This is a genomic window from Cupriavidus sp. HE11 (assembly GCF_056097175.1).
Genome location: NZ_CP184464.1, coordinates 355,226 through 375,285 on the forward strand (window position 1 = coordinate 355,226; position 20,060 = coordinate 375,285).

The 20,060-nt window shown below is 61.6% G+C and carries 33 protein-coding genes and 1 pseudogene; 19 read left to right on the forward strand and 15 right to left on the reverse strand.

Annotated features, from left to right (window positions below):
- Window positions 1–602 precede the first annotated feature (602 nt).
- Window positions 603–1,220: a response regulator gene (locus ACOABP_RS01610; RefSeq protein WP_474226687.1), complete on the forward strand. Its 618-nt coding sequence runs from the start codon at window positions 603–605 to the stop codon at window positions 1,218–1,220.
- Between the two features lie 79 nt (window positions 1,221–1,299).
- Here the strand turns inward: ACOABP_RS01610 and ACOABP_RS01615 are convergent, their stop codons facing one another.
- Window positions 1,300–1,683 carry a YkvA family protein gene (locus ACOABP_RS01615; RefSeq protein WP_474226688.1) on the reverse strand — a complete coding sequence of 128 codons (384 nt, stop codon included), beginning with the start codon at window positions 1,681–1,683 and terminating at the stop codon, window positions 1,300–1,302.
- A gap of 241 nt (window positions 1,684–1,924) precedes the next feature.
- Complete coding sequence (locus ACOABP_RS01620; protein ID WP_474226689.1) at window positions 1,925–2,287, reverse strand: NUDIX hydrolase; 363 nt, start codon at window positions 2,285–2,287, stop codon at window positions 1,925–1,927.
- 210 nt (window positions 2,288–2,497) lie between these two features.
- Here ACOABP_RS01620 and ACOABP_RS01625 point away from each other — a divergent pair, with 210 nt between their 5' ends.
- A complete protein-coding gene (locus tag ACOABP_RS01625) occupies window positions 2,498–2,869 on the forward strand; it encodes a hypothetical protein (protein ID WP_474226690.1) in 372 nt (123 codons plus the stop codon).
- 6 nt (window positions 2,870–2,875) lie between these two features.
- Here the strand turns inward: ACOABP_RS01625 and ACOABP_RS01630 are convergent, their stop codons facing one another.
- From ACOABP_RS01630 to ACOABP_RS01670, 9 genes are read right to left on the reverse strand one after another with little or no spacing between them, the layout of a single operon-like run.
- Window positions 2,876–3,415, reverse strand: coding sequence for a hypothetical protein (locus ACOABP_RS01630; RefSeq protein WP_474226691.1), 540 nt, complete (start codon window positions 3,413–3,415; stop codon window positions 2,876–2,878).
- Between the two features lie 47 nt (window positions 3,416–3,462).
- A complete protein-coding gene (locus tag ACOABP_RS01635; RefSeq protein ID WP_474226692.1) occupies window positions 3,463–3,876 on the reverse strand; it encodes a hypothetical protein in 414 nt (137 codons plus the stop codon).
- 19 nt (window positions 3,877–3,895) lie between these two features.
- Entirely contained in the window at window positions 3,896–4,351 is a 456-nt protein-coding gene (locus tag ACOABP_RS01640) for a DUF1064 domain-containing protein (protein WP_474226693.1), read from the reverse strand.
- Window positions 4,348–4,698 carry a hypothetical protein gene (locus ACOABP_RS01645; RefSeq protein WP_474226694.1) on the reverse strand — a complete coding sequence of 117 codons (351 nt, stop codon included), beginning with the start codon at window positions 4,696–4,698 and terminating at the stop codon, window positions 4,348–4,350. Before ACOABP_RS01645 ends, ACOABP_RS01640 begins: the two co-directional genes overlap by 4 nt.
- 35 nt (window positions 4,699–4,733) lie before the next feature.
- On the reverse strand, window positions 4,734–4,976 hold the full coding sequence (locus ACOABP_RS01650) for a hypothetical protein (protein WP_474226695.1): 243 nt from the start codon (window positions 4,974–4,976) through the stop codon (window positions 4,734–4,736).
- The gene (locus ACOABP_RS01655; protein WP_474226696.1) at window positions 4,973–6,061 is read right to left on the reverse strand and encodes a YdaU family protein; all 1,089 of its coding nucleotides are present in this window, start codon (window positions 6,059–6,061) and stop codon (window positions 4,973–4,975) included. Before ACOABP_RS01655 ends, ACOABP_RS01650 begins: the two co-directional genes overlap by 4 nt.
- Window positions 6,058–6,501, reverse strand: a complete 444-nt coding sequence (locus tag ACOABP_RS01660; RefSeq protein WP_474226697.1) for a hypothetical protein — start codon at window positions 6,499–6,501, stop codon at window positions 6,058–6,060. Before ACOABP_RS01660 ends, ACOABP_RS01655 begins: the two co-directional genes overlap by 4 nt.
- Window positions 6,495–6,677 carry a hypothetical protein gene (locus tag ACOABP_RS01665; protein ID WP_474226698.1) on the reverse strand — a complete coding sequence of 61 codons (183 nt, stop codon included), beginning with the start codon at window positions 6,675–6,677 and terminating at the stop codon, window positions 6,495–6,497. The genes ACOABP_RS01660 and ACOABP_RS01665 overlap by 7 nt, the downstream gene beginning before the upstream one ends.
- 18 nt (window positions 6,678–6,695) lie before the next feature.
- Window positions 6,696–6,974, reverse strand: a complete 279-nt coding sequence (locus ACOABP_RS01670) for a hypothetical protein (protein WP_474226699.1) — start codon at window positions 6,972–6,974, stop codon at window positions 6,696–6,698.
- A gap of 129 nt (window positions 6,975–7,103) precedes the next feature.
- Here ACOABP_RS01670 and ACOABP_RS01675 point away from each other — a divergent pair, with 129 nt between their 5' ends.
- Complete coding sequence (locus tag ACOABP_RS01675) at window positions 7,104–7,400, forward strand: hypothetical protein (protein ID WP_474226700.1); 297 nt, start codon at window positions 7,104–7,106, stop codon at window positions 7,398–7,400.
- Between the two features lie 205 nt (window positions 7,401–7,605).
- On the opposite strand, the gene ACOABP_RS01680 is transcribed toward ACOABP_RS01675, so the two are convergent.
- Window positions 7,606–7,887, reverse strand: coding sequence for a YdaS family helix-turn-helix protein (locus ACOABP_RS01680; protein WP_474226701.1), 282 nt, complete (start codon window positions 7,885–7,887; stop codon window positions 7,606–7,608).
- 71 nt (window positions 7,888–7,958) lie between these two features.
- Between ACOABP_RS01680 and ACOABP_RS01685 the strand changes: the two genes are divergently transcribed.
- The 3 genes from ACOABP_RS01685 (at window position 7,959) to ACOABP_RS01695 (ending at window position 10,296) form a co-directional block, all read left to right on the forward strand.
- Complete coding sequence (locus ACOABP_RS01685) at window positions 7,959–8,441, forward strand: hypothetical protein (RefSeq protein WP_474226702.1); 483 nt, start codon at window positions 7,959–7,961, stop codon at window positions 8,439–8,441.
- Between the two features lie 125 nt (window positions 8,442–8,566).
- Complete coding sequence (locus tag ACOABP_RS01690; protein ID WP_474226703.1) at window positions 8,567–9,451, forward strand: hypothetical protein; 885 nt, start codon at window positions 8,567–8,569, stop codon at window positions 9,449–9,451.
- A gap of 590 nt (window positions 9,452–10,041) precedes the next feature.
- Complete coding sequence (locus ACOABP_RS01695; RefSeq protein ID WP_474226704.1) at window positions 10,042–10,296, forward strand: hypothetical protein; 255 nt, start codon at window positions 10,042–10,044, stop codon at window positions 10,294–10,296.
- Window positions 10,297–10,344: 48 nt separating this feature from the next.
- On the opposite strand, the gene ACOABP_RS01700 is transcribed toward ACOABP_RS01695, so the two are convergent.
- Window positions 10,345–10,563 (reverse strand): hypothetical protein, encoded by a 219-nt coding sequence (locus tag ACOABP_RS01700; RefSeq protein ID WP_474226705.1) that lies wholly within the window; start codon window positions 10,561–10,563, stop codon window positions 10,345–10,347.
- Window positions 10,564–11,128: 565 nt separating this feature from the next.
- On the opposite strand from ACOABP_RS01700, the gene ACOABP_RS01705 reads away from it, so the two are divergent.
- From ACOABP_RS01705 to ACOABP_RS01760, 12 genes and pseudogenes are all read left to right on the forward strand, one after another.
- Window positions 11,129–11,491 carry a hypothetical protein gene (locus ACOABP_RS01705; protein WP_474226706.1) on the forward strand — a complete coding sequence of 121 codons (363 nt, stop codon included), beginning with the start codon at window positions 11,129–11,131 and terminating at the stop codon, window positions 11,489–11,491.
- A gap of 15 nt (window positions 11,492–11,506) precedes the next feature.
- Complete coding sequence (locus ACOABP_RS01710) at window positions 11,507–12,145, forward strand: hypothetical protein (protein ID WP_474226707.1); 639 nt, start codon at window positions 11,507–11,509, stop codon at window positions 12,143–12,145.
- Complete coding sequence (locus tag ACOABP_RS01715; protein WP_474226708.1) at window positions 12,142–12,417, forward strand: hypothetical protein; 276 nt, start codon at window positions 12,142–12,144, stop codon at window positions 12,415–12,417. The genes ACOABP_RS01710 and ACOABP_RS01715 overlap by 4 nt, the downstream gene beginning before the upstream one ends.
- Window positions 12,414–12,557: a hypothetical protein gene (locus ACOABP_RS01720; RefSeq protein WP_474226709.1), complete on the forward strand. Its 144-nt coding sequence runs from the start codon at window positions 12,414–12,416 to the stop codon at window positions 12,555–12,557. Before ACOABP_RS01715 ends, ACOABP_RS01720 begins: the two co-directional genes overlap by 4 nt.
- Window positions 12,558–12,675: 118 nt before the next feature.
- A complete protein-coding gene (locus ACOABP_RS01725) occupies window positions 12,676–13,914 on the forward strand; it encodes a hypothetical protein (RefSeq protein ID WP_474226710.1) in 1,239 nt (412 codons plus the stop codon).
- A 17-nt stretch (window positions 13,915–13,931) separates the two neighbouring features.
- Entirely contained in the window at window positions 13,932–14,579 is a 648-nt protein-coding gene (locus ACOABP_RS01730) for an ERF family protein (protein WP_474226711.1), read from the forward strand.
- The gene (locus ACOABP_RS01735) at window positions 14,576–14,812 is read left to right on the forward strand and encodes a hypothetical protein (protein ID WP_474226712.1); all 237 of its coding nucleotides are present in this window, start codon (window positions 14,576–14,578) and stop codon (window positions 14,810–14,812) included. Before ACOABP_RS01730 ends, ACOABP_RS01735 begins: the two co-directional genes overlap by 4 nt.
- Window positions 14,800–15,432, forward strand: coding sequence for a lambda exonuclease family protein (locus ACOABP_RS01740; RefSeq protein WP_474226713.1), 633 nt, complete (start codon window positions 14,800–14,802; stop codon window positions 15,430–15,432). Before ACOABP_RS01735 ends, ACOABP_RS01740 begins: the two co-directional genes overlap by 13 nt.
- Before the next feature lie 23 nt (window positions 15,433–15,455).
- Window positions 15,456–16,349: pseudogene (locus ACOABP_RS01745) on the forward strand (recombination-associated protein RdgC); the annotation flags it as partial.
- Between the two features lie 42 nt (window positions 16,350–16,391).
- The gene (locus ACOABP_RS01750) at window positions 16,392–16,601 is read left to right on the forward strand and encodes a DNA translocase FtsK (protein ID WP_474227886.1); all 210 of its coding nucleotides are present in this window, start codon (window positions 16,392–16,394) and stop codon (window positions 16,599–16,601) included.
- On the forward strand, window positions 16,598–16,732 hold the full coding sequence (locus ACOABP_RS01755; protein WP_474226714.1) for a hypothetical protein: 135 nt from the start codon (window positions 16,598–16,600) through the stop codon (window positions 16,730–16,732). The genes ACOABP_RS01750 and ACOABP_RS01755 overlap by 4 nt, the downstream gene beginning before the upstream one ends.
- Window positions 16,733–16,823: 91 nt before the next feature.
- Complete coding sequence (locus tag ACOABP_RS01760; RefSeq protein ID WP_474226715.1) at window positions 16,824–17,081, forward strand: helix-turn-helix transcriptional regulator; 258 nt, start codon at window positions 16,824–16,826, stop codon at window positions 17,079–17,081.
- A gap of 162 nt (window positions 17,082–17,243) precedes the next feature.
- Here the strand turns inward: ACOABP_RS01760 and ACOABP_RS01765 are convergent, their stop codons facing one another.
- Window positions 17,244–17,468: a hypothetical protein gene (locus ACOABP_RS01765; RefSeq protein WP_474226716.1), complete on the reverse strand. Its 225-nt coding sequence runs from the start codon at window positions 17,466–17,468 to the stop codon at window positions 17,244–17,246.
- Between the two features lie 1,150 nt (window positions 17,469–18,618).
- Between ACOABP_RS01765 and ACOABP_RS01770 the strand changes: the two genes are divergently transcribed.
- On the forward strand, window positions 18,619–18,963 hold the full coding sequence (locus ACOABP_RS01770; protein ID WP_474226717.1) for a hypothetical protein: 345 nt from the start codon (window positions 18,619–18,621) through the stop codon (window positions 18,961–18,963).
- Between the two features lie 472 nt (window positions 18,964–19,435).
- On the opposite strand, the gene ACOABP_RS01775 is transcribed toward ACOABP_RS01770, so the two are convergent.
- Window positions 19,436–19,999, reverse strand: a complete 564-nt coding sequence (locus ACOABP_RS01775; RefSeq protein ID WP_474226718.1) for an NADPH-dependent FMN reductase — start codon at window positions 19,997–19,999, stop codon at window positions 19,436–19,438.
- Window positions 20,000–20,060: the final 61 nt, after the last annotated feature.

Consider the following 20,060-nt stretch of genomic DNA (forward strand, 5'->3'; position numbering starts at 1 on the left):
CTGACCGGAACACGGTGGTGGAATCCGTCCCGCTGTGGCGAGTCGAGAAGCTTGTTGCACTCGGTCGCCTTCGGCAAAACACCCATTCATCTGGACCGTCTGCAGAATGGACTGTTATACAGGAGACCGCGAAACGAAAAGCCGTCAGCTCGCGAGCATGTCAAATAGTCGCGCGAGGGACTGCCGCCGCAATATAGTCAAAATGCGCAAGGACGCTATCCTGCACGCGCATACCTAAGGCCCGTTACCTGGCGATAAGGGCCACCCGACATCCGTGATGTTGAAGGTGGACGGTCCGTCAATGCTCCCCGCGATCCTCTCGACCCTGGCGGTCTTTCCGGCCAATGCCGATTATTTCGCCTAACATGCCACCATGTGTCTGAGGAAGCGATACCTGCGCCCCGTGGATGGCAAGTGCTACTGTCAAGGTGGGGCTGAGCCTTCACAACCCGTGTGATCGGGCGAGTCTGATAGGGGGTCATGTACGGTCTCCCGCAATGGCCGAGGTGACACCAAGGTTGCACTCGGCTTTCCGATACCTGGGAGCCCGGATCATGCCAGGGACACCATGTAGCCATGGCCATGCGGTCCAGATCCTAATCGTGGATGATCATCCCATCATCGGAGAAGGGCTGACTTATCTGCTGCATTCACAGGCAAACCTGCATGTCTGCTGCGTGGCGGGCAGTGTCGAAGAAGCGGTGGCGGCCGTCACCTGCAGGCCTGACTTGGCCATCGTAGACCTCAGCCTGCAGTCGAACTCGGGCCTGGATCTTGTCAAGACTTTCCGGCTGCACTATCCAACGCTGGCAATCCTCGTTTTCAGCATGCATGACGAAGCCCTATTCGCCGAACGCGCATTGCGAGCAGGTGCAAATGGGTACCTGATGAAGCTCGGGGCCACCGAGGATATCTTGTACGCCATCCGCGAGGTACTCGCCGGGAATGTCTACTTGAGCGCGGCGATGCATGAGAAGCTCGCGCGGACGCTGACGATGCCGACAAAGACGTCCACCAGCGCCATCGCAAACCTGTCAGAGCGGGAATTCGAGGTCTTGCACCTGATCGGACTCGGCTTCAGTACACGCGAGATTGCCGAGAAAATGAATCGCAGCATCAAGACCATCGAAGCTCATCAAGCTAACATCAAGGACAAGCTGAGTATCCGCAGCGGCAAAGAACTGATGCGATTCGCCATTCAATGGATCGAAAGCCAGTAGAAGCGCCGCATCTGCGTCAACCCGCTGCACGCAAGTCCGGTTCTACGAATGACAGAAAACGAATCGACTTCGGACGGAATCAGCGAAGCGCGAACCAGCCTCCATAGGCTAAGGCCACCCAGATGCAGACCACCAAGGCGACGCCCCAGTAGGACGTCGGCTTCTTTTTCTGCTCTTCAATCCATTGGTCGGCTTGTGCACGGCAGGCTGCCATCACGCGCACGGGTATCAGCCTTATTGCTAGCCAGATGAGGCCAGGCAGCAATAGAACATCGTCGACGTACCCGAGAACCGGAATGAAATCGGGTACGAGGTCTATTGGACTGGACGCGTATGCCACCACAAACATGCACAAGCATTTGGCCAGCATCGGCGTCTCAGGGTGACGACAGGCAAACCACAGGGTCACGCCGTCACGCTTGACTCGTCGCGCCCATGTGCGGAGATTCGCAAGGATGGCCATGTCAGAGTTGAGGCGGTGTTGTCTTAGCGCATCATTGTAAGCGTCTTGCGATTTAGCCAAGATTAATCACGCGTTGTCATGGCTCCGCTGTCCAAGCACGGCAAGCCTATCTGTGCCGGCTGCTGGATGCTGGATGCTGGATGCTGGATGCTGGCTGCCGATCATCCCGAATACACGGCATGGAATTGGCATAGGCCGTCTCGTTCCCCTCTGGGATGCAGGGCGAGAGCGCACGCCGCGTCTAAGCGAGTGTTTGGGCGATGATCTGCTTCGTTGTGAGGCTTACGCCGAATTGATCAAGTTCATCCCAGGCGACCCATTGGCACACCTTAATTTCATTGCAGGGGCGCGCCTCAGCCGAATTGCCAACCCTGGCTTGGAACACATGATGGACCGTCGTCGCCCCGAGAAACTGCGCTCGGAACGAGAGAGATTTGGCCCTCAGCCCAGTCTCTTCGACAAGTTCCCTGATGGCCGTGTCGGCCAAAAGCTCCTTCTTGTCAGGTCGCCCCCCAGGCAAAGCCCATCGTTTAGCGTCCTTGGAGACCAGCAAGACCTGGTCGCTACGTATGCAAACGACGGTCGCGCGAATTTTCGGTCGCATGGAAGGTTTTGAGCGAATTCAGACAGCGGCGGATTGTACCGGCTGCCGCGGCGCTCTGCCTGCTCGAAAGTAGGGCTAACTAATAATCCAAGGCCAAGCGCCACGTCAGCAGTGACCCCGCAAGCACCCGCCCTCAGTTCTTGGCATCGCCCGCGTGACTTTGCTACGATGAAGTCGCAGCCTCTTCCTGCATTCGTCTAGCCGACCGACATGCATATCGTTCTATTGCGCCGCGCAACCCGGGCCCTGATCCTGCCGCACGACAAGGACCTAATCGACTGCCCCCTGCTGGTGCGCCACTGGCTAGGCGCACCATACACGCAGAGCGCGACAGAATTGACGATCGACGCGCCGCTGCCCGGCATCTCTCCGCCCGTGGTTCTTGCTGAAATCCTGCAAAAGGGCTTTTGTGCCCTGGACGCGTATGGAGTGGTGCATGCTTTCGAGGTTCCGCCCGAGACGGATTTCGCTGACGAAATCGCCCGGGATGCTGACTCCAGCGCTACGGACGTGCTAACCGGAGGAGCGGCATCGCCGAAAACCCGCTTTGTTAAGACAAACTGGTCGAAAGGCGGCAGCTAGACGCATTCACACGCTGCTCCCGGCTTCAGCGCCGAGACAAGGTAAGCCCATCTGTGCCGTCTGAGGGCTGGCGGGGTTGCCGATCACTCCGAATACGCGGCTCAGTTGGCGGCGCATCTCCCGCATCTGCATGGACATCTCGTGGTTGGCATACGCTGCCTCGTGCCCCTGCTGGATGGCAACGAACTGTTGCGCGGCACCGGCCATCGCCTGGCCGACCATGCGCGCCTCCCGCGGCGACAGAATCAGCTTCTGCTCTCCCACCTCCAGCACCGTCGTTCCGTCAGGCAGGATGGATGTGTAGACACTGCGGGCCGGCCGGTGCTGTTCGGCGGGCACGAATACCCCGCGTTGCACCCGGACGATGCGGCCATTGTTCTCCAGGTAGGCCAGCCGGTCGTCAATCTGCGTCTTCGTCAGATTGGTCAGCCCCTTCTGGGCGGACAGCGTCTCCCGGGTAACGATCTGTTCCTGAGCGTGCATGTCCTGGATGATCTCCAGCAGGATGTCAGCGCTGGACTTTTCGGTAGTGGCGATCTTTTTCATGGTTCTCCCTCAGTCTGCGGCGTTGATTCCGCTGTTGTGCGGACCCGTCATTCAAAAATTACCCCGTAGGTCATGGCAGCATGGGCCTCAACCTCATTGATGTAGTGCGCCATCGCGCCGACCGTGATTTCCCTGCGGGCGATGGATGGTTCGACCAGGATCACTCGCCCGTCCGATAGCCGCATTTCCTTCGGCGGCAGGAACTGGTCTTTCAGGTGCTTGTGCCAGGTGCGCGGCGTGAAGCGCTGCCCGTCGACCACAGCCTGAGCGGCGATCGGCTCTATGACCGCCTTCCAATAGAACTTGACCTGCTCTTCCAGTCGGTCTTCCCCGTCATCAGCGAGAATGACCCGTAAAGGGCGGCCGTCGCGTGCCATGGTTGGGGCTGCCGCGCGCACGGTGGCCACCACCTCAGCCCAGTCCGGGCTGCCACGCAGTACGATCTCACGGCGCATACTCATTTGAGGTACTTGGTGGCCATCAGATTTCCTCTTCAATCCAGGCGTCGCTGCCCTTGCCGGCCGGGTAGACGAACTTGAAAACAAACGGGTACATCGCGGCCGCCACCTTCATCTTGGCGCGTGCGTCGTCCGTGACCATGGCCTTGGCGCCCTTCACATCCCGCATCTCCAGCACGCCGCTGTCAGGCATCACGGGGAAGTCGATCGTGATCGAGGTATTCGGGGCCAGCATCAGCTTGATGCCCTCGAAGTTCCACCACAGCACGGCGCCGACCAACTTTTGCTGATCCAGGTAGATCCCATATCGGACTTCCGTCTTGTTCATGGTCCCGCGCGGCAACCGGCCCTTGGCCTGGTTGCGCTTCAGCACCGCCGCGGCGCGGTCGGCCTTGGACGGAGCAGCCGCTGCCGGCCTTGGCACGCGCGCCTGGTGCGCCGCAAGCTGCTCGGGGGACCATCGGGGCATCTTGCTCATGTGTGGACCACCCAGCCCATCACGTGCTCGCCAGTCTTCTTGTTTAGGACCGGTTTACCATCCGCATCAAATTTCTTGCTGCGGACCATTACTTTGGGAACACGCAACTGCGCAGTACGCACGCCGACATCAATCCAGTCCCGGCAGAACTGTGGCGCGTCAAACGCAGGGGAGATCTTCACCGGCTTCGCCGTCTGAAAGATTCGTGCGGCCTCCGACTCTACGCGCGCCGTCCACTCTTCCTTCGTAAGTTCCCTCTTCAGCTGCTTGTCGAACGTAGGGGTTTTATCCTCAGCACGCTTGCGCGTTAGAGCCTTCGTTACCCCATAAACGCAAAATCCGCTCATTGCCAACTCCCTATGGTTGCTTTTGATACCCGCCGTCAGCGGGCGACCCGCCCTCTCATCCACTTGCGGCGCATGGCCGCCTGTTCGTCGCTGATCGCCACGTGCTTGTCGCACGCCGGCGCCTCCGGGCTAATCCAGCGCAGCGATATCGTCTCGATCGCGCACCGGCCCATGCCGACCTTGGCGTGCGCAACATCGCTGGCGGTCAGGTGTGCCTGAGCCTCGCCGGTGCGCGGCTTCATGGTGAAGTGCTCGCAGGTAACGCAGGTTGTAGTCATGCCGCTTCCTTGCCCGGATAGAAAAACTCCATCAGTCGGCCGTGCATCGCCTCATCGCGCTCGTACTCGCGCAGAATCTGCTGGCGCCATGGCCCTTCGCCGGCACGCTTGAACACGCGGGCCTTGAAGGACATGAACAGTTCGCCCTCGTCTTCCTTCCAGACCATGCCAAGATCCACGGCCTTGGCCTTGATGCCCTCGGCGCCGACCCACCATTCCGCGGCGCCGGCTTGCACAGTCGCCGCCGGCTTACCGGCAGCCTCGGCCGCGGCCTTCGCCACGCCCTGCCGGGTCGTTTTGATCATCCCCAGGATGTACCCAGAATTGGGCTGCTCGCCCTTCTTCTTCATGCTGAAGACCTCGACCGCTTCGGCGATCTCCTGATCGGACACGGCAAGGCGCACCATCTCGATCACGTCGGCATGGTTGCTGGTGACGGTCATGCCGTACGTCTTCCGCAGCAGCACGGCAAGCTGGATTTCCCGCGGGTTTTCCTCGCCGGTCTGCGGATTCCGCAGGTGTGATGTGGCATGGCCCTGCGCGCCCGCGGTACCACTGAGGCTCATATCACCACTACCTTGGTTAGCAGACATAGGTGGTGATGAAGGTGAAGGGCATTGCTCATGCAGACCTTCAGGCAAAGCACCGGGCAATCCGTCCGGCAGTCCTTCAATGACTGCTGGAAGTTGTGCTTGTGGCATGCTTGGAGCATCCCCCGGAGCATTCGCGGGGGACTTCTTGCCCCACCGCTTTTCGGCTGCTAGGACGGCTTTTGCAACGGCCGCGTCCTTGCGGGTCTGGCTTGCCTGAAGCTCTTCATCGGCACGCTTCTGATGGAGCAACCCGTCGACGTCGGAGAAGAACCGGAGCACTGCCGGCTTCGCCTTCTTCCACGCGGCTGGCGCCAGACGAGTGATCTGAGCCAGCGTCGCGTCATCGTTCGGCGGCGGGCCATTGCGCCAGTAGTCCATGAGCAGCAGCAGGTATGCCCCGTGCTGCTCGGTGGTCAGTCGCGTGGTGTCGGCCAGGTAATCCCCGATGTAGAGCGGCATCCAGACGTCGGCCTTGTCCTTTGACTTGCTCACGGCGTCGCACCTCCGGCCAGCTTCACGGTGCGCACCGGCACCCAGCGGGCGTAGGCGCTGTCCCAGTAGTCGCGGCGCTGCTCCTTCGTCAGCCAGTTGCCTTGGTCGATGGCGTGATGGCACCAGGCGCAGCCCGGGACGGTCTTCTCGTCGGCCGCCTTGATCGCCCCGCCCTTGCCGTGCTTCAACTGGTTGCTGTGGCAATCGACAACGGTGGCCATGTCGTGCGACGGCGCGCCAGGAATCAGCAGGTAGCACGGTTCACCACGGCAGGCCAACGCATAGCGGCGCTGTGCCATTGGCCTGCGCTTCGGGCGGCTCTTCTTCATCGGCGTGCGGGCAAGCTGCGCGTCACCGGGCTTCAACCCGCACGTACGCTGCATGGGCGCCTTCTGGCGCAGCGGCGTGCTGCGCTTCATTGGCGCGCGTCGTGTCAGCACGGGCGCACTCCAACGAATGACCGCGGCGCCGGCGCGCTGCGGCGAGCGACGATGTAGGCCTGATTCCATTCCTTGGCCGCATCGGTATCAGCCGGATACGGATTGCGATTCGCCCCTTCCCGGGCCGCGCGAGCGGCCTCTTCCCGAATCGACTGGCGCGACTTGATCTGGTCCATGATGGTCTCCGGGCCTGGTCAGTCGTGCTGCTGCTGATTGGGTTCGAATCTCGCACCATTTCCGCGCGCGACATTTCGCCGTTGTTCGGCTAACTTTTCCATGTCGTCCGGAAAAGCCCAGTGGCAGATAATTTCGCGCACGAGTTCGGCACGCGTCATGCCGGCTTCGCGAGCCTTCTGCGTCAGGTGCTCCCCGACGATCTCAGGCAGATCGGTTTTCACCGGATCGGTCAGCTTGCCCAACGGATGGTTGTAGGCAGAGCGGGACATGTGGATGCTTTCCATGTTCTCTTCCATGCGCGGATACGTCTGTTGCTGGTTATAAGAAGCCCCGGGCGGCTAGGCACGCCCGGGATTGCCGCCACAGAGGTACAGGAGGCGGCCGGGGAAATCGGGAAACCGGTACGTAGAGAGCGAGGCGGAAAAATGGCGACAGGCGACGTAGCAACCATCACGGCGAACCCGCTGACCGAGCAGGATCTGGAGCGCCGAAGCACGCGGCTGCAACTCCTCGTTCTGCGTCAGCTCGTGCTGCGCCTGTACACCGACGTGCATGGCGACGCGGCCCGCGGCATCGTTCGTCGCAACCTGGCCCTGATCCAGGAAGCCAGCGGCGACCCAACTCGCCACCCCGCGGAGCAGGCCATGCTGCGCGACGAGACCGCAGAGGTTCTGGCCGACTTTCAGGAGCACGCGGACCTGATCCATGCGGGCGCGCTGTGAAGTCGGCACGGTCAACGCTCCCTGCCCTGCTCGGCGCCGGCCATACGTGGCGCGCGGCGATGAAAAATGCATCTGCCCGACAACCGGTAACCCCGTCGAAGCAACCGCACATAGTTGTGTTTGACGAAGAGTCATCAAGTAGTCGGGCGTCAGGAATAAAAATCCCATGCGTGGGGACGCATGGGGAAAACCGCCTGCGGGTCGATCAGGCGGCCGGGTAATCAGCAGACTCACGCTGCTCTGCAGGCTCTATAAACGTGACCTGTCCGGCCAGTTCTGGCCAAATCTGATGCCAATCACTAGGTCTCATATCGCGTCGCGTGACGGCACCACCCGTGACGCGCTCAACAACCGCGCACCGTTCCACAGGGACGGGGCGAATCCCCGCGCGCCACTGATAGACAACAGCCGGAGACACACCAACTTCACGGGCAACGACCGCCGCAGACTTGGCGCTTGCGCTTTCCAGGTAATCGCTCAGGTTCATGGCGAAAACTATAGCAGCGCTATAGTTTCAACGCAAGCCATGCTATCTTTTTTGTTGGATAGCATTGCTATATGAAAATATGGACCCCGGAAGAGGAAGCAGAAAAATTGAAGGCGCGCTTCGCTGGAGTGAATCGCGCGGCCTTCGCTCGGGAGCACCAAGTCAAAGGTGGGCAGGCCGTTGTGTATCAGCACATCAACGGTATACGCCCGATAAACTTGGACGCCGCGAAGGCCTATGCCGCTGGCTTTAGGGTCAGTCTGGAAGAAATTAGCCCCCGCCTCGCAAAAGAGGTCGCGGAGGCAACCGTGCTCACCCAAGATCGCTCGATCTTTGACCAGGCGATAGTTGACGCGAAGCCGAAGGACTGGCCCTTCTCTGCTTCGAGAGAAGCCTTTGATGCCTTAAAGCCGGCCGATCGTGAGGCCCTGGACAGGGTTGTGTCTCAGTTCATTTCCGCTAGCAGCGCCAGTAGTGCGATGGAGTTGGGCCCGGCTGCTAGTGATACGGCCATTGAACACACCACGCGCATGCGGCCCAAGCACGCCAAGTAGGTTGAAGACCGATTGTCAGCGTCCCCCCTGAACGGGGATTTCGCCATGAATTTTGGCGTGCTAAGTTCGTCGATAGACCCATATCGCGGCCAGTTGCGGCCTAACAACAACGGACCCGCGTCCGTATGGCTGCCATTGAGCGCGACCATAGAAATGAGATGACTCTTAGGGAGGGGCTTGGCTTGATCAGCATTCTGAGCGCGGATTCTTACGGCGGATTCGCCTCCTGGATTAGCGGGCCGGACGAGGGGCACAATCCCGGCGGGCAGCCAATATTCATCGGCCGAGTTACCTGGCCTGGTTCTGAAGAGCCCATTGACACAGTGATCAAGCTTTACCCTGCAGACTCATGCGGAGTGGCGAACGAAGTTATCGGCTACGTGGCGAATGCAAAGGGAGGAATCGCGCAACCTCCGCGCGGAGGCGTGCTTGTCCTTCCAACTTCAATGCTGCCACCCTTTGCGATTGACACGCAAAAATACACTCAACAAGGAAGCAGCATTGCCGTATGTTGGGCCACCCCGTTCATCCAGGGCGCGAAGCCATTTCGGTTCTACCGGCGCCTCGCGGCCTTTGATCGCTCACGGTTGACGGCCTTCCTGAAAAGCAAGTTCTGCCATATGCTCACGTGCGTCGACCATGTCACGGGGAACAACGACAGAACCGATGCAAACTTCATGTGCCTCGATGATTTCAAGTACATTGCAATCGACCAGGGCTCGGTTGCTGGCGGCTACTACTGGCATATCAACTGGCCAGATGACGCTCCCAAGAACCAACTCTTCGAACTAGCTCGCGCAGAACTTGTGGCTTCCCATTTCGCCGGCTGGCAGGCAGACATTTTGACCCAGGCTGGGGTCAGCAATGGTAACTGGCCCGAGACGATTGACCTGATCCGCGCCAACCTCGAAGGCCTATTGGCCCCCGCAGAGATTGATACAATAGTCGATTACATGCATTCGCGCGCCACTGTTAAGACACTCGCGCGAGCTACTGGACACCTATTCTGATGGACGTCTCCCTTCTCCTGTCGAGAGCAGCCCGCACCCCGGAGCCTGTCTTCAGCGGCGAATGGGCAACACTTTGGTTCCGTCCCGACCTAGGAAGTCAGCAGGAATTTGTCATCGGCGTCGCTGCGACCATCGAGGGGGACTCACGCCCACATGTCCGATGGCTGCCAAACTATACGAAGCTATCTGGGCTCTATGGCGACGCACTGAGCGGCGCCGAAATCCGGAGCTTGGCATCCGGGGTCGAGGTGTCTTTGGAGAGCAACTTTCGAGGTGGAATGCGCGGCCTCGCCACTGGGACCCCACACCTTCGACTAGTGAACTGCGGCCACTTGGCGACTAACAATATCGACCGAGAGCTGAGTCACCTACTGAAGCGCCACGCTGGCGCCCTTTGGGCCGAGCCAGTGTCGAGAGAGTCTGCGATGGACGAAGGATGGGCATACGCTGAAATGCGACGAGCATTGACGACGGTCGCGCATTCCGTGTTCGTCCCGGCCCGCCAAATCACGCTGGGCAGCAAAACCATCCACGTTGGCCTAAACAACGGCCGGAGTTACGGAAACATAGTCTCAGCAAGATATTCGTCCATGCAGACTATCGAACGGCATGTCTTCCAATCCATGACCAACGTGCTCGCTGCGCACAACTTGGACAGCCGCAAAGCGGAGCCTGCATTATTTGTCGTGCTTCCTCTCGCTGCCGAGGGGCCAGTCGAAGCACTCAATGCAAAGAAGACTGAGCAATTGCTGGAGGCCGTAGTGGATGCTGGAGTTATGGCATTCTGTGAATCGCAGCCCGAGGCGCTGGCCGCAAAGTTGGAGAAATGGGCGACCCCTATATAGTCACCCCCTCGCTTGAAAGCAAGCCCGCCCGCTGACGCGGGCTTTTTTTTACTGTGGGCGCTTCTTCACCGCCTCAATCACGCGCTCATTTAATCCGGCCCTGTAAAGGGTCGCACCCACCTGCGTAAGCAGCGCCCTCTCCTTCCCTTGAATTGCCGGGTTGGCCAGCAACACTGCCAGGCCCGCTATCGCATCATCCACGGCAAGTTCTTCGCTCTCGTCTAAGGCCAGTTGCTCGAACGTCCGGACTACGTCATCAGGATCCATATGTAAGCCCTCGGGGGTTGTTGCGCCATTCTAGTGCTGCGTCATGTCGAGCCCGCCCAACTGACAGGAACGCTTGCCAACGCACGCTCAGTCGGGCCAACCCGTAAGAGCAGTCTTGTTTGCTCACCGTTCCACGTCACGGCGCCACCCTCCCCCAGCATGGGCGCCACTTTGTCGATTAAGCGTCATATTTGCCCTGAGAGAGAACAACATTGCCAAGCCCTAAGGGCGGCACAGGAGCAGTATGAGCAGGGTCATTGACTTTACCAAATACCGAGTGAACCGCCGAACAAGCGGGGGTTGCCCGAACAACGCAGATCCCACTATCAGCGGATCGATCCACATACACCGTCGCCTGGACGGGTCCAGGTTCGCCAGCTTGAGTGGGGTCTACGAAGACGATTATCCATACGCCATTGAGGCGCTGACGGACTACGCATCCAAACTTGCCGCCACACTCCGTCTACGAAGCCTCAAATAAAAATATAGCATCGCTACAGTAGCAGTGCTATAGTTCACTCCATCAGCAGCCCGCCAAACACGGGCCCAACCGATGGAGCGAAGCATGTCACCGCAAGAGATCGTCAGCAGGATTCCCCCCGAGGCACGCGCACAAGCACTGATCACGTTCCTGTCCGTCGGCGAAGGCCAGCCGGGCCAGGCGCAACTCGCCCTCTTCAACTCCCTCCGCGCAGAACTGCTGGCGCAGGCGGGCGTGCCTCCTGTTGCCCGCATTCGCGAAAGCCACCGCCCGCGCGGCACCGGCGGCGTCCATACGCTGCGCTCTACCGACGTGGCGGCGCTGCACGAGCGGGCCGCCGCCCTGGTCAGCAAGATCGACACGCACCGTAGCCCGTCGGCCGGCCACCCTCGCCTGAATCCGGCCACCGGCGAGCACGTTATCGAAGTCCGCTACCACGGCGTCTGATCGCAGGGGCGAACGATGGAAACGCGCATTTACCTCATTACCCACGCCGACGGCTGCTGGCTGAAGGCCGAATACACCGTTGAACACGCGGAGGCAACGCGCCTCGCGCGCGCTGACTTCGGCGACGACGTGACCGTGGAGCCTGTCCCCGACACCGATGCCGCCGCCATCAAGCTGGCCAAGATGAAGGCCGCCCCGAGCAGAGAGACCATGGCGAAATACCCCACCACCCATGAAATCCTGGCCATGCCGCTGCTGCAGCAGGCCACGGCGTCGGAAGAACAGCGCCACCGCGGACGCCTGCAGCAGATCCAGCAGATGGCCGCGACGCTGAAGCTGCTCGCAGCCGAGCACGCCAACATCAAGGCCGGTGGCTACACCATCTACGCCGACAACATCACGCCGGCGTACGGCAAACGGCAGACCCTGCGCATCAGCGCATACAGCAATTCCGCCGAGGCCAGTCTGGGCAAAGCGCTGCTGTTCGCAGGCTTCACGATCGCCGAGCGCGGAGAAGGTGACGTCGTTCGCACTGTCGACTTCAAGAAGGGCCGGCTGCACCTCCAGATTTACATGTCCCCCCAGAACCTGGCGCTTGCCGAAATGGCCTATGTCGGTGCGACCGTCCGCGCGGTGATCGGAGAGCCGGCATGACCACCACCGTGACCATCCAGCACAACGGCACCGAGTTGAAGGTAACCGGCACGTATCACCGCGCGTACGCCGCCACCCTCGAACAACCGGGCGAAGACGAGTCGTTCAGCGTCCACAGCGTCACCGACAGCGGCATCGATGTCACGGCCCTGCACGATGAAAACGAGATCGGCGCCCTGGCGCTGGGCGCTTACCACGATCTCCAGGCTTTCTGGGAAGAAGAAGCCGCCGACGCTGCCCGCGATGACCGACTGACGGGGCACCGGCCATGAAGGTCTGGGAATTCATTTACGAATTCGAGCGCCGCCACCCGTGGGCGTTCGGCACCCTGCTCGCGCTCGCCATCGTTGTGCTGTACGCGACGGTTGATGACAGCGCCGCCCTCTTCGTCCTACCCGGGAGCACCACGTGAAGCCCGAAATCACCCTCATCGCGTGGGACGAGTTCCTGCGCAAGATCGGCATCCGCCGGTCCGGCCGCTGCCGCGCTGATGGCAGCTTCGAATTGATCCCCATCCGCTGAGAAAGAGCATGGAATCCACTGATACCGAAGTCCTCGACGCCACCCCGGAAACATCCGTAGCGGTCCTGAAGTACGACGCGATCGAAGCCGGCCTGACCGAACTGCGCGACGCCAGCAAGGAAGTGTTCGACGTCACCACGAAGGAAGGCAACAAGGCAGCGCGCGATTTCGTGCGTCGCTGCGTGAGCACCCGCACCGCTGCCGAAAGCGCGTACACCAACTGGAATCGCCCGGTCATGGACATCCAGAAGAAGGCTCGCGAGAAGCGGGACTACATCATCGGCGAGGTGGAAAAGGTCGAAGGCCCCGTCAAGGCGCAGATCGACGCTGAGGCCCTGAAGAAGGAAGAAGAGCGCATCGCCACGGCCAAGGCTGAAGCTGCCCGCATCGATGCGCACCAGGCCGCCCTCAAGGCGATCGGCGAACTACCACGCCACGGCCTGACCGCGACGGTAGCCGAGATCACAGAAACGATCGCGCGACTGCAGTCGCCGGATTTCCTCGCCCAGCGTGACTGGGAAGAATACGGCGACCAGGCCATCGAAGCGGTGGCCACGGCCGCCGAAACCCTCCGCGCCCACCTGGCCAACGCCACGGCGCGCGAGGAACTGGCGGCCATGATGGCCCAGCAGGAAGCCGAAGCCGCGGCCCGGCGCGCCGCTGAGGAAGAGGCCGCTGCCGAGCGCCGGCGCGTTGATGGCATCAAGGACCGTATCCGCGCCATCGAATCAGCCCCTACTACCTGCATCGGTCTGGGTGTCCGCCAGATCCAGCAGCGCATTGACTCCCTGGCTCGCGAGGCCGTGGATGACTTCGCCGAGTTTCAGGCCGATGCCGGCGCCGCGATCGAGGCAGCGCTGGGGAACCTGAAGACCATGCTGGACGCCGCGCGCGACGCTGAAGAACTCGCGCGACTCCGTGCCGACAACGCCCGCCGCGAGCAGGAAGAAGCCGACGCTGTAGCCCGCAAGGCACGCGAAGAGCAGGAAGCGCGCGAAGCCGCGGAACGTGCGGAGCGCGAGGCCGAAGAGCGCCGCCAGGCCGAAGCACGCGCCGCCGAGGAAAAGCGCCAGCGCGACGAAGCCGAGGCCCGCCGCCGTGAGCAGGAAGCCGCCGAAGCCGCCGCCGCACGCGTGCGCGCACAGGCCGGCACCCTGCTGGCCCTGCTTACCGAAGCCCGCGCCCACGTGCCGGCCGGCGATCTCGCCGACCGCATCGACGCCGCCATTGTCGCCATCAAGGGCTGAACATCATGAATGCTCCCATGGACACCAACCTCCTCCACCCGCAGGTGGACGTCAACCTCATCCCTGCACCGAACGGTGACGGCAACCTAGGCGAGTTCTTCGGCGCCTTGGCCGTCGCGCAAGGAAACTTCCTGCCGGTGGAGAAAAACCGGACGGCTACGGTGTATCCGCCGAACGGCGCCCCGGCCTACACATTCAAGTATGCCGACCTGGCAGAAATTCGCACGAAGACGACCCCGGCGCTGTCGGAACAAGGCTTCGCGCCCGTACAGCTGGTGAGCAACAAGCCCGACGGCGGCGTGCACATGCGCACGATCCTTGGCCACAAATCGGGGGCCCGCATGGAATCGATCATCGACGTGCCGCGCGGCAATGACGTGGACATCAAGGAGTTCGGCGCCTACATCACGTTCCTGCGCCGCTACGTCCTGGGCGCAATGCTCGGGGTTGCCGCAGACGAAGACACTGACGAGAACGGCCAGCCGCCTAGCGACGGTACCCTGCGTGCCCCCGGCGTAGTGCCCGAGCATCCGGAGATGCGCGACGCCCCGAGCATCGGCGCGCTTAGCAAGGTCATGTCTGCCCTGACTAAAGACGAAAAGGCGAAGTATCACGACTACTTCAACCAGCGCATGCAGGAACTGCGCGGAGCGGAGGCAGCGTGATCACGCCGGCCCAATGCAGTGCGAAGGCGGAGAAAGCCCTTGGCGACTATGTCAACGCCGTGGGCGCCTACGGGGACGCTGACGCGGTGGCCAGGGTGCTCGAAATGCTGATCAGCAAGGCCGCGCTTGGTATCGCCATGACTCGTGGCGAAAACCATGCGCACGTCGTGCTGCTGCGCACGTCGATGAACGTACAACGCGTGATCGAAGGGGGCCAAGCATGCGCGTCGTGACCTGCCAGCAGGGCAGCCGCGAATGGCTGGCCGCGCGCAGCGGCGTGATCACGGCCAGCATGTTCCGCATCGCGCGGTCCCGCAAGAAGACCACGCAAGAACGAACCGAAGAGGCCCTGGACTATGCATTCCGCCTGGCCATCGAGCGCCTGAATGGCGAGCCGCTGGACGGAGGCCACGAGACATGGCAGATGCGCCGCGGCCACGAACTGGAGCCTGATGCGCGGATTGCCCATCAGGCCGATATCGGCCTGTACGTCGAGCCTGTGGGCATGGTCCTGACCGACGACGGCAAGTTCGGCGCCAGCGCCGACGGCTGGATCGGCAAGGACGGCGGTGCGGAATACAAGTGCTTGATCTCGCCCGAAGAATTGCGCACCACGATCATCGGCCACGACCTCAAAAAGTACCAAGACCAGGTGCAGGGAAACCTCTGGCTGTCCGGTCGCCTGTGGTGGGACTTCTGCATCTACTGCCCCCCGCTGAGGCCCGTCAAAGAGTTCTTCCGCTGGCGCGTCAAGCGCGACGACGACTACATCGAGGCCATGGAATTGGATCTGATCGAGTTCGACAAGCTGGTGGAAGAGAACGTTACGGCGCTGCGCAAGCTGGCCGCCTGATATCCGAATCGAGGAAAGCAATTATGTGGTTCAAAAACCTGTCGATCTACCGACTGCCCACATTCCAGATGTCTGCCACGGATCTGGAAGCAGCACTGGTGAAGCACGCATTCGTCCCGTGCAGCAGCCTTGAGTTCGAAGGCTATGGCTTCGCTGCGCCGCGCGACGGCAGCGGCCTGGTGCATGAGGTAGGCGGCAATCTACTGATCGCGCTCCAAACCGAAAAGAAGCTACTCCCGCAGTCCGTCATTCGCGACGCCACCAAGGCCCGCGCGGCGGACATCGAAGAGCAACAAGGGTTCAAGCCGGGCCGTAAGCAGATGCGCGAGATCAAGGACCAACTGATCGAAGAGTTGTTGCCCAAGGCCTTCAGCGTCAATACGCTGACACGTGCGTGGATCGACACGAATAACGGCTGGCTGGTGATCGATGCCGCCAGCCCAGCCAAGAAGGACGTCATGATGGGCGCCCTCTTCAAGGCAATCGACAGCTTCCCCGCTCACCAGCTTTTCGTGAATCTCTCGCCGGTGGCTGCCATGACCGAGTGGCTGGCCACCGACAACGCGCCGGCCGGCTTCACTGTGGACGATGACACCACGCTGGAATCGATGGGCGAAAGCCGCGCCACCATCCGCATCGCAAAGCAGATGCCAGATCCGGACGACGTGGCCAAGCACATTGCCTCTGGCAAGCGCTGCACGCGGCTGGCCATGACGTGGAACGACCGTGTCTCGCTCGTGCTGACGGATTCCCTGATCATCAAGCGCGTGGCGCCGCTGGATGTGATCAAGGAATCCGCCGACGTCAGCATCCAGGATGCTGGCGAGCGCTTCGATGCTGACTTCGCCCTGATGGCCGGCGAACTGGCGGGCATGCTGGCCGACCTTGTTCAAGCACTGGGCGGCGAGCGCCCCGCCGCCGAAGCTGGCGACCTGGTGGAACGCGCGGCCGCCGACAACGTGGGCGATGGCGCAGACGACCCGCTCATCGACCAGGCCGTGGAAGTCGTGCTGGCAAACAAACGCGCGTCCATCTCTTTCGTTCAGCGCCACCTGCGCATCGGCTACAACCGCGCGGCCAGGCTGCTGGACCACATGGAAACCACCGGCGTTGTCTCGGTGATGGACAAGGACGGCAACCGCTCTGTCCTTCCAAGGGCCCCCGCATGACCACCGCCACCGCACTGATTTTCCTCACGCTGGCCGGCCTGCTGTACATCGCCGGCGGTGTGTATGCGAACCATTGCCTCCGCAAGTGGATGGCCGCCTACAACACTGAGAGAAAGGAACGGAAGCTATGACCGACCATCCACCGCAAAATCTTGTGTCGATTCGGCCGGCGGCCAATGTGCTACGCACTCGGGCAGACAAAAAGCTTGCAGGAGGACGGTCGTGAAATCCAGCCTTTTCCTGCTGGCCGCGCAGTTCGACGGCCGGATGCTGTTGAGTCTGGACGAAGTGTGCGAGGCCATCGGCGTCCAGAAACAGACAGCGTACAACCGGTTGTCGGCCGGCAGCTTTCCCATTCCCATGCGTAAGGAAGGCCGTAGCCTGGTCGGCGACATCCGGGACGTGGCCGACTACCTGGATACCCAACGCGCCTCAGCGCGGGCCGAACACCAGCGGATACAGGCTCTGATCGCGCCTTGAGCTAACGCTTCTCTACGTGTCGAGCAGCCGAACGGTGAAAAGATCGCCGTGTCTGTGCGGCATCGAACATGGGGCCTCAAACTTCACGCCCACCATCGGCTGGCAGGCCCGTAACTCAGCCTGCTTTCCAAAACGCCCCGACAGTCCCCCGGCTGCGGGGCGTCATTTTTCTGTGAAGCCGGGCGCGGGCTGATCATGTCGATCGACAAGGCTCGCGAGCTGGTTCGCGACTTCGGGATTGGCCTCGACAACGTAGGAGCCGTCTGCCAGACGATGCCACACGGATACCAGGCCAAGCCGCGTCAGGCTGGCCAATACGGCCTCCACCTGCGCGGCTTCGCCTTCGAGGACGGGCGCATCGAGCACAACTTCGAGATGCGGCGACATGTGACCTCGCTTCGCTGTGGTCCCCCGGATGGCGCAGCACTTGAAATCGTATGTCGCGCGAATTTACGCGTGATTAAGTGTGCGACGGACGCAACGCTGCCACAGCATTTCAGGTTGCACTTGCGTCATCTGAAACCGCGGCTGCGGCCGCAGCCCACAAGGCATACGCTCAGACAATTGGCAATCAGTGTGTTCTGCCGAACGTTGGGCCCGCACCGAAGCCAAATGATGTTGGTGGCTGCGATGTAGAATCTACAGCCATCGTTTAGTGTATCGCCCTATGCCAGAAGCGCGAGTCGGATGAAGCCATAGAGCACGTCCACGCCCTCTATGCCGCGCTAGCCTTGTTGCTCAGTGCCGGCCCCACTAACGACGCTCGCCGGATCGCGCAGGAGGCCCTGGACGAAGCGGCCGAATTTCTGGAGAACCGGCCTGCCCCGGCGCCATAGGCCCTGCCGCCCCGTCCACGGTCCTTCCGGCATCTCGCGCGGGCAACATTCCGCCTGTCCCGTGGTGAAACGCGCGCTATGCTGTGAAGGTCACCGCCTTCGGAGGCTTTCGATGTCAACGGTCACCCGACTCACAATCCATGGCCCCCTCAACGGACATTGGTTCGCCACTGCGATGCATAGGGATGGCACGACAGGGAAGCCCATGCGGTTCGATTCTGCTGACGCGGCACGCGCGTTTGTCGCAACGACCTACCCCGGCGCGCGGGTGACCGAATGCAAGGGTGTATCGGCAAAAACGCCCCGCAAGCGTCGCCGACAATGGGTCGAGCGCATTCCCGTGAGCGCCGTACCAGGCTAGCGCACGCCCCCGGGGCAAGTCGGATCAGGGCACAGCCCCCCCCCAAAAAAACGACCCGACACCGGTGTGGGTCGGGTCGCCAAGCTCGAATGCGGTAGTTGAGGTCCTCCGCCGGACCAGCTTAGGCAACGAATTTCTGACTCGGCACCACCCGATGGAGGGGAAACATCCGTTCGGATCTCCGGATTTGGCTCCGGATCAGCGCTGTACTACGATAAAAAACGATCGACCCGCAAGGGGCGTTTCATCGTTGCGGGGCCCCGCCCCATGAGGCGTCGGGGGAGTGTCTCACCGGGCGGCGCGGGATTAGATCCCACGCCCCTTGCGCTTTGCACCGATCATGAACATCGTCCTGTTACGTCACGGCCATCGTGCGCTGATCCTGCCGCACGACAAAGACCTCATCGAGTGTCCGCTGCTGGTGCGCCACTGGCTGGGCGCCCCCTATACGCAGCGTACGACGGAACTGACGATCGACACTCCCCTGCCGGGCATTTCGCCCCCATTGGTACTGGCCGAGATCCTGCAGAAGGGCTTCTGTGCGCTGGACGTGTACGGCGTGGTGCGTGCTTTCGAGGTGCCACCCCCGGTAGATTTCGCCGAAGAGATCGCCCGGGACGCCGACGCCAGTGCTACGGAATTGCTACGAGACGAAGAGAGACCGCCCGGAAACCCGCATGGTTAAGCCAGAGTGAGGCTTACTTCGCACCAGTCCATCATCGCGGCAACCGAGATGCGGCGCGGATTTGCAGTCATGGGTATGGCGTCGAGGGAGCGTCCGTTACGGCGTTCAGGGCCGAGGACCGAGGAAGACCGCAAGTATACGCGAGATGCAAGCCTTGAGCAGGGTCGTGGATGGGGCACATCGGCTGGGCGACACCCAGCCAGCAAAACCGTCAATAAGAAACGGCGCCCGCAGACGCCGTTATTTCATATTTGCCGGCACGCACTCAGTGCATGAACAGCCAGATCAGGATCAGGACGAAGGCCGGTACGCCGAGCAGCCACGCGAGAATATACGGCATGATGTTTCCTCCTTGTCTATGTCTGCGAACATGGCTTCACTATAGAAAGGAGGGGGCGCCGGCGGTGTCGGTTCCCGCCCGCTTTGCCTTGTAGGACGGGGCTTACCGACATTTGAAGCGGCCGTACCGCCGTCAGCGGGCAGCGGCGTTACGGTCGATCCAGGCAGCGAAGGTCGTCAGGTACTTGCTCAGGAAGCCCCGGGTCGAATCGTTGCCGATTCCGCCCTGTTCGTCGAACAGCTTGTCCACCCCGCTGATATACGCCTCGGGCTGTTGCAGCACCGGAATATTCAGGAACACCAGCGACTGGCGCAGATGGTGGTTGGCGCCAAACCCGCCGATATTGCCCGGCGATGCGCTGATCACGCCGCCCGGCTTGCCGTCCCACGCGCTTTGCCCGTAAGGGCGCGATCCCACGTCGATGGCGTTTTTCAGCACGCCCGGCACGGAACGGTTGTATTCGGGGGTGACGAACAGGACCGCATCGGCTCGGCGGATGCGGTCGCGGAAGGCTACCCACTCCGATGGCGGATTGGCATCGTCGTCCTGGTTGTAGTGGGACAGCTGGCGGATCTCGACGATATCGAGCTTGAGCTGCGGCGGCGCAAGCGCGGCCAGGGCCTTGGCCAGTTTCAGGTTCAGGGATTCCTTGCGCAGGCTTCCCACCAGTACGGCGACATCACGAGGATTGCTCATTACGGTTCCTTTCACTGTTCACACACGGTCGAAGTGAAGCGAAGGCCGGCCCCGGCTACGG

Coding starts and splice junctions, on each gene's coding strand:
- ACOABP_RS01615 (WP_474226688.1), bottom strand. CDS start 1,683: ATGGCCATCCTTGCGAATCTCCGCACATGGGCGCGACGAGTCAAGCGT.
- ACOABP_RS01620 (WP_474226689.1), bottom strand. CDS start 2,287: ATGCGACCGAAAATTCGCGCGACCGTCGTTTGCATACGTAGCGACCAG.
- ACOABP_RS01625 (WP_474226690.1), top strand. CDS start 2,498: ATGCATATCGTTCTATTGCGCCGCGCAACCCGGGCCCTGATCCTGCCG.
- ACOABP_RS01630 (WP_474226691.1), bottom strand. CDS start 3,415: ATGAAAAAGATCGCCACTACCGAAAAGTCCAGCGCTGACATCCTGCTG.
- ACOABP_RS01635 (WP_474226692.1), bottom strand. CDS start 3,876: ATGAGTATGCGCCGTGAGATCGTACTGCGTGGCAGCCCGGACTGGGCT.
- ACOABP_RS01640 (WP_474226693.1), bottom strand. CDS start 4,351: ATGAGCAAGATGCCCCGATGGTCCCCCGAGCAGCTTGCGGCGCACCAG.
- ACOABP_RS01645 (WP_474226694.1), bottom strand. CDS start 4,698: ATGAGCGGATTTTGCGTTTATGGGGTAACGAAGGCTCTAACGCGCAAG.
- ACOABP_RS01650 (WP_474226695.1), bottom strand. CDS start 4,976: ATGACTACAACCTGCGTTACCTGCGAGCACTTCACCATGAAGCCGCGC.
- ACOABP_RS01665 (WP_474226698.1), bottom strand. CDS start 6,677: ATGGACCAGATCAAGTCGCGCCAGTCGATTCGGGAAGAGGCCGCTCGC.
- ACOABP_RS01670 (WP_474226699.1), bottom strand. CDS start 6,974: ATGGAAGAGAACATGGAAAGCATCCACATGTCCCGCTCTGCCTACAAC.
- ACOABP_RS01675 (WP_474226700.1), top strand. CDS start 7,104: ATGGCGACAGGCGACGTAGCAACCATCACGGCGAACCCGCTGACCGAG.
- ACOABP_RS01680 (WP_474226701.1), bottom strand. CDS start 7,887: ATGAACCTGAGCGATTACCTGGAAAGCGCAAGCGCCAAGTCTGCGGCG.
- ACOABP_RS01685 (WP_474226702.1), top strand. CDS start 7,959: ATGAAAATATGGACCCCGGAAGAGGAAGCAGAAAAATTGAAGGCGCGC.
- ACOABP_RS01690 (WP_474226703.1), top strand. CDS start 8,567: ATGGCTGCCATTGAGCGCGACCATAGAAATGAGATGACTCTTAGGGAG.
- ACOABP_RS01695 (WP_474226704.1), top strand. CDS start 10,042: ATGCAGACTATCGAACGGCATGTCTTCCAATCCATGACCAACGTGCTC.
- ACOABP_RS01700 (WP_474226705.1), bottom strand. CDS start 10,563: ATGGATCCTGATGACGTAGTCCGGACGTTCGAGCAACTGGCCTTAGAC.
- ACOABP_RS01705 (WP_474226706.1), top strand. CDS start 11,129: ATGTCACCGCAAGAGATCGTCAGCAGGATTCCCCCCGAGGCACGCGCA.
- ACOABP_RS01710 (WP_474226707.1), top strand. CDS start 11,507: ATGGAAACGCGCATTTACCTCATTACCCACGCCGACGGCTGCTGGCTG.
- ACOABP_RS01715 (WP_474226708.1), top strand. CDS start 12,142: ATGACCACCACCGTGACCATCCAGCACAACGGCACCGAGTTGAAGGTA.
- ACOABP_RS01720 (WP_474226709.1), top strand. CDS start 12,414: ATGAAGGTCTGGGAATTCATTTACGAATTCGAGCGCCGCCACCCGTGG.
- ACOABP_RS01725 (WP_474226710.1), top strand. CDS start 12,676: ATGGAATCCACTGATACCGAAGTCCTCGACGCCACCCCGGAAACATCC.
- ACOABP_RS01730 (WP_474226711.1), top strand. CDS start 13,932: ATGGACACCAACCTCCTCCACCCGCAGGTGGACGTCAACCTCATCCCT.
- ACOABP_RS01740 (WP_474226713.1), top strand. CDS start 14,800: ATGCGCGTCGTGACCTGCCAGCAGGGCAGCCGCGAATGGCTGGCCGCG.
- ACOABP_RS01755 (WP_474226714.1), top strand. CDS start 16,598: ATGACCACCGCCACCGCACTGATTTTCCTCACGCTGGCCGGCCTGCTG.
- ACOABP_RS01765 (WP_474226716.1), bottom strand. CDS start 17,468: ATGTCGCCGCATCTCGAAGTTGTGCTCGATGCGCCCGTCCTCGAAGGC.
- ACOABP_RS01770 (WP_474226717.1), top strand. CDS start 18,619: ATGAACATCGTCCTGTTACGTCACGGCCATCGTGCGCTGATCCTGCCG.
- ACOABP_RS01775 (WP_474226718.1), bottom strand. CDS start 19,999: ATGAGCAATCCTCGTGATGTCGCCGTACTGGTGGGAAGCCTGCGCAAG.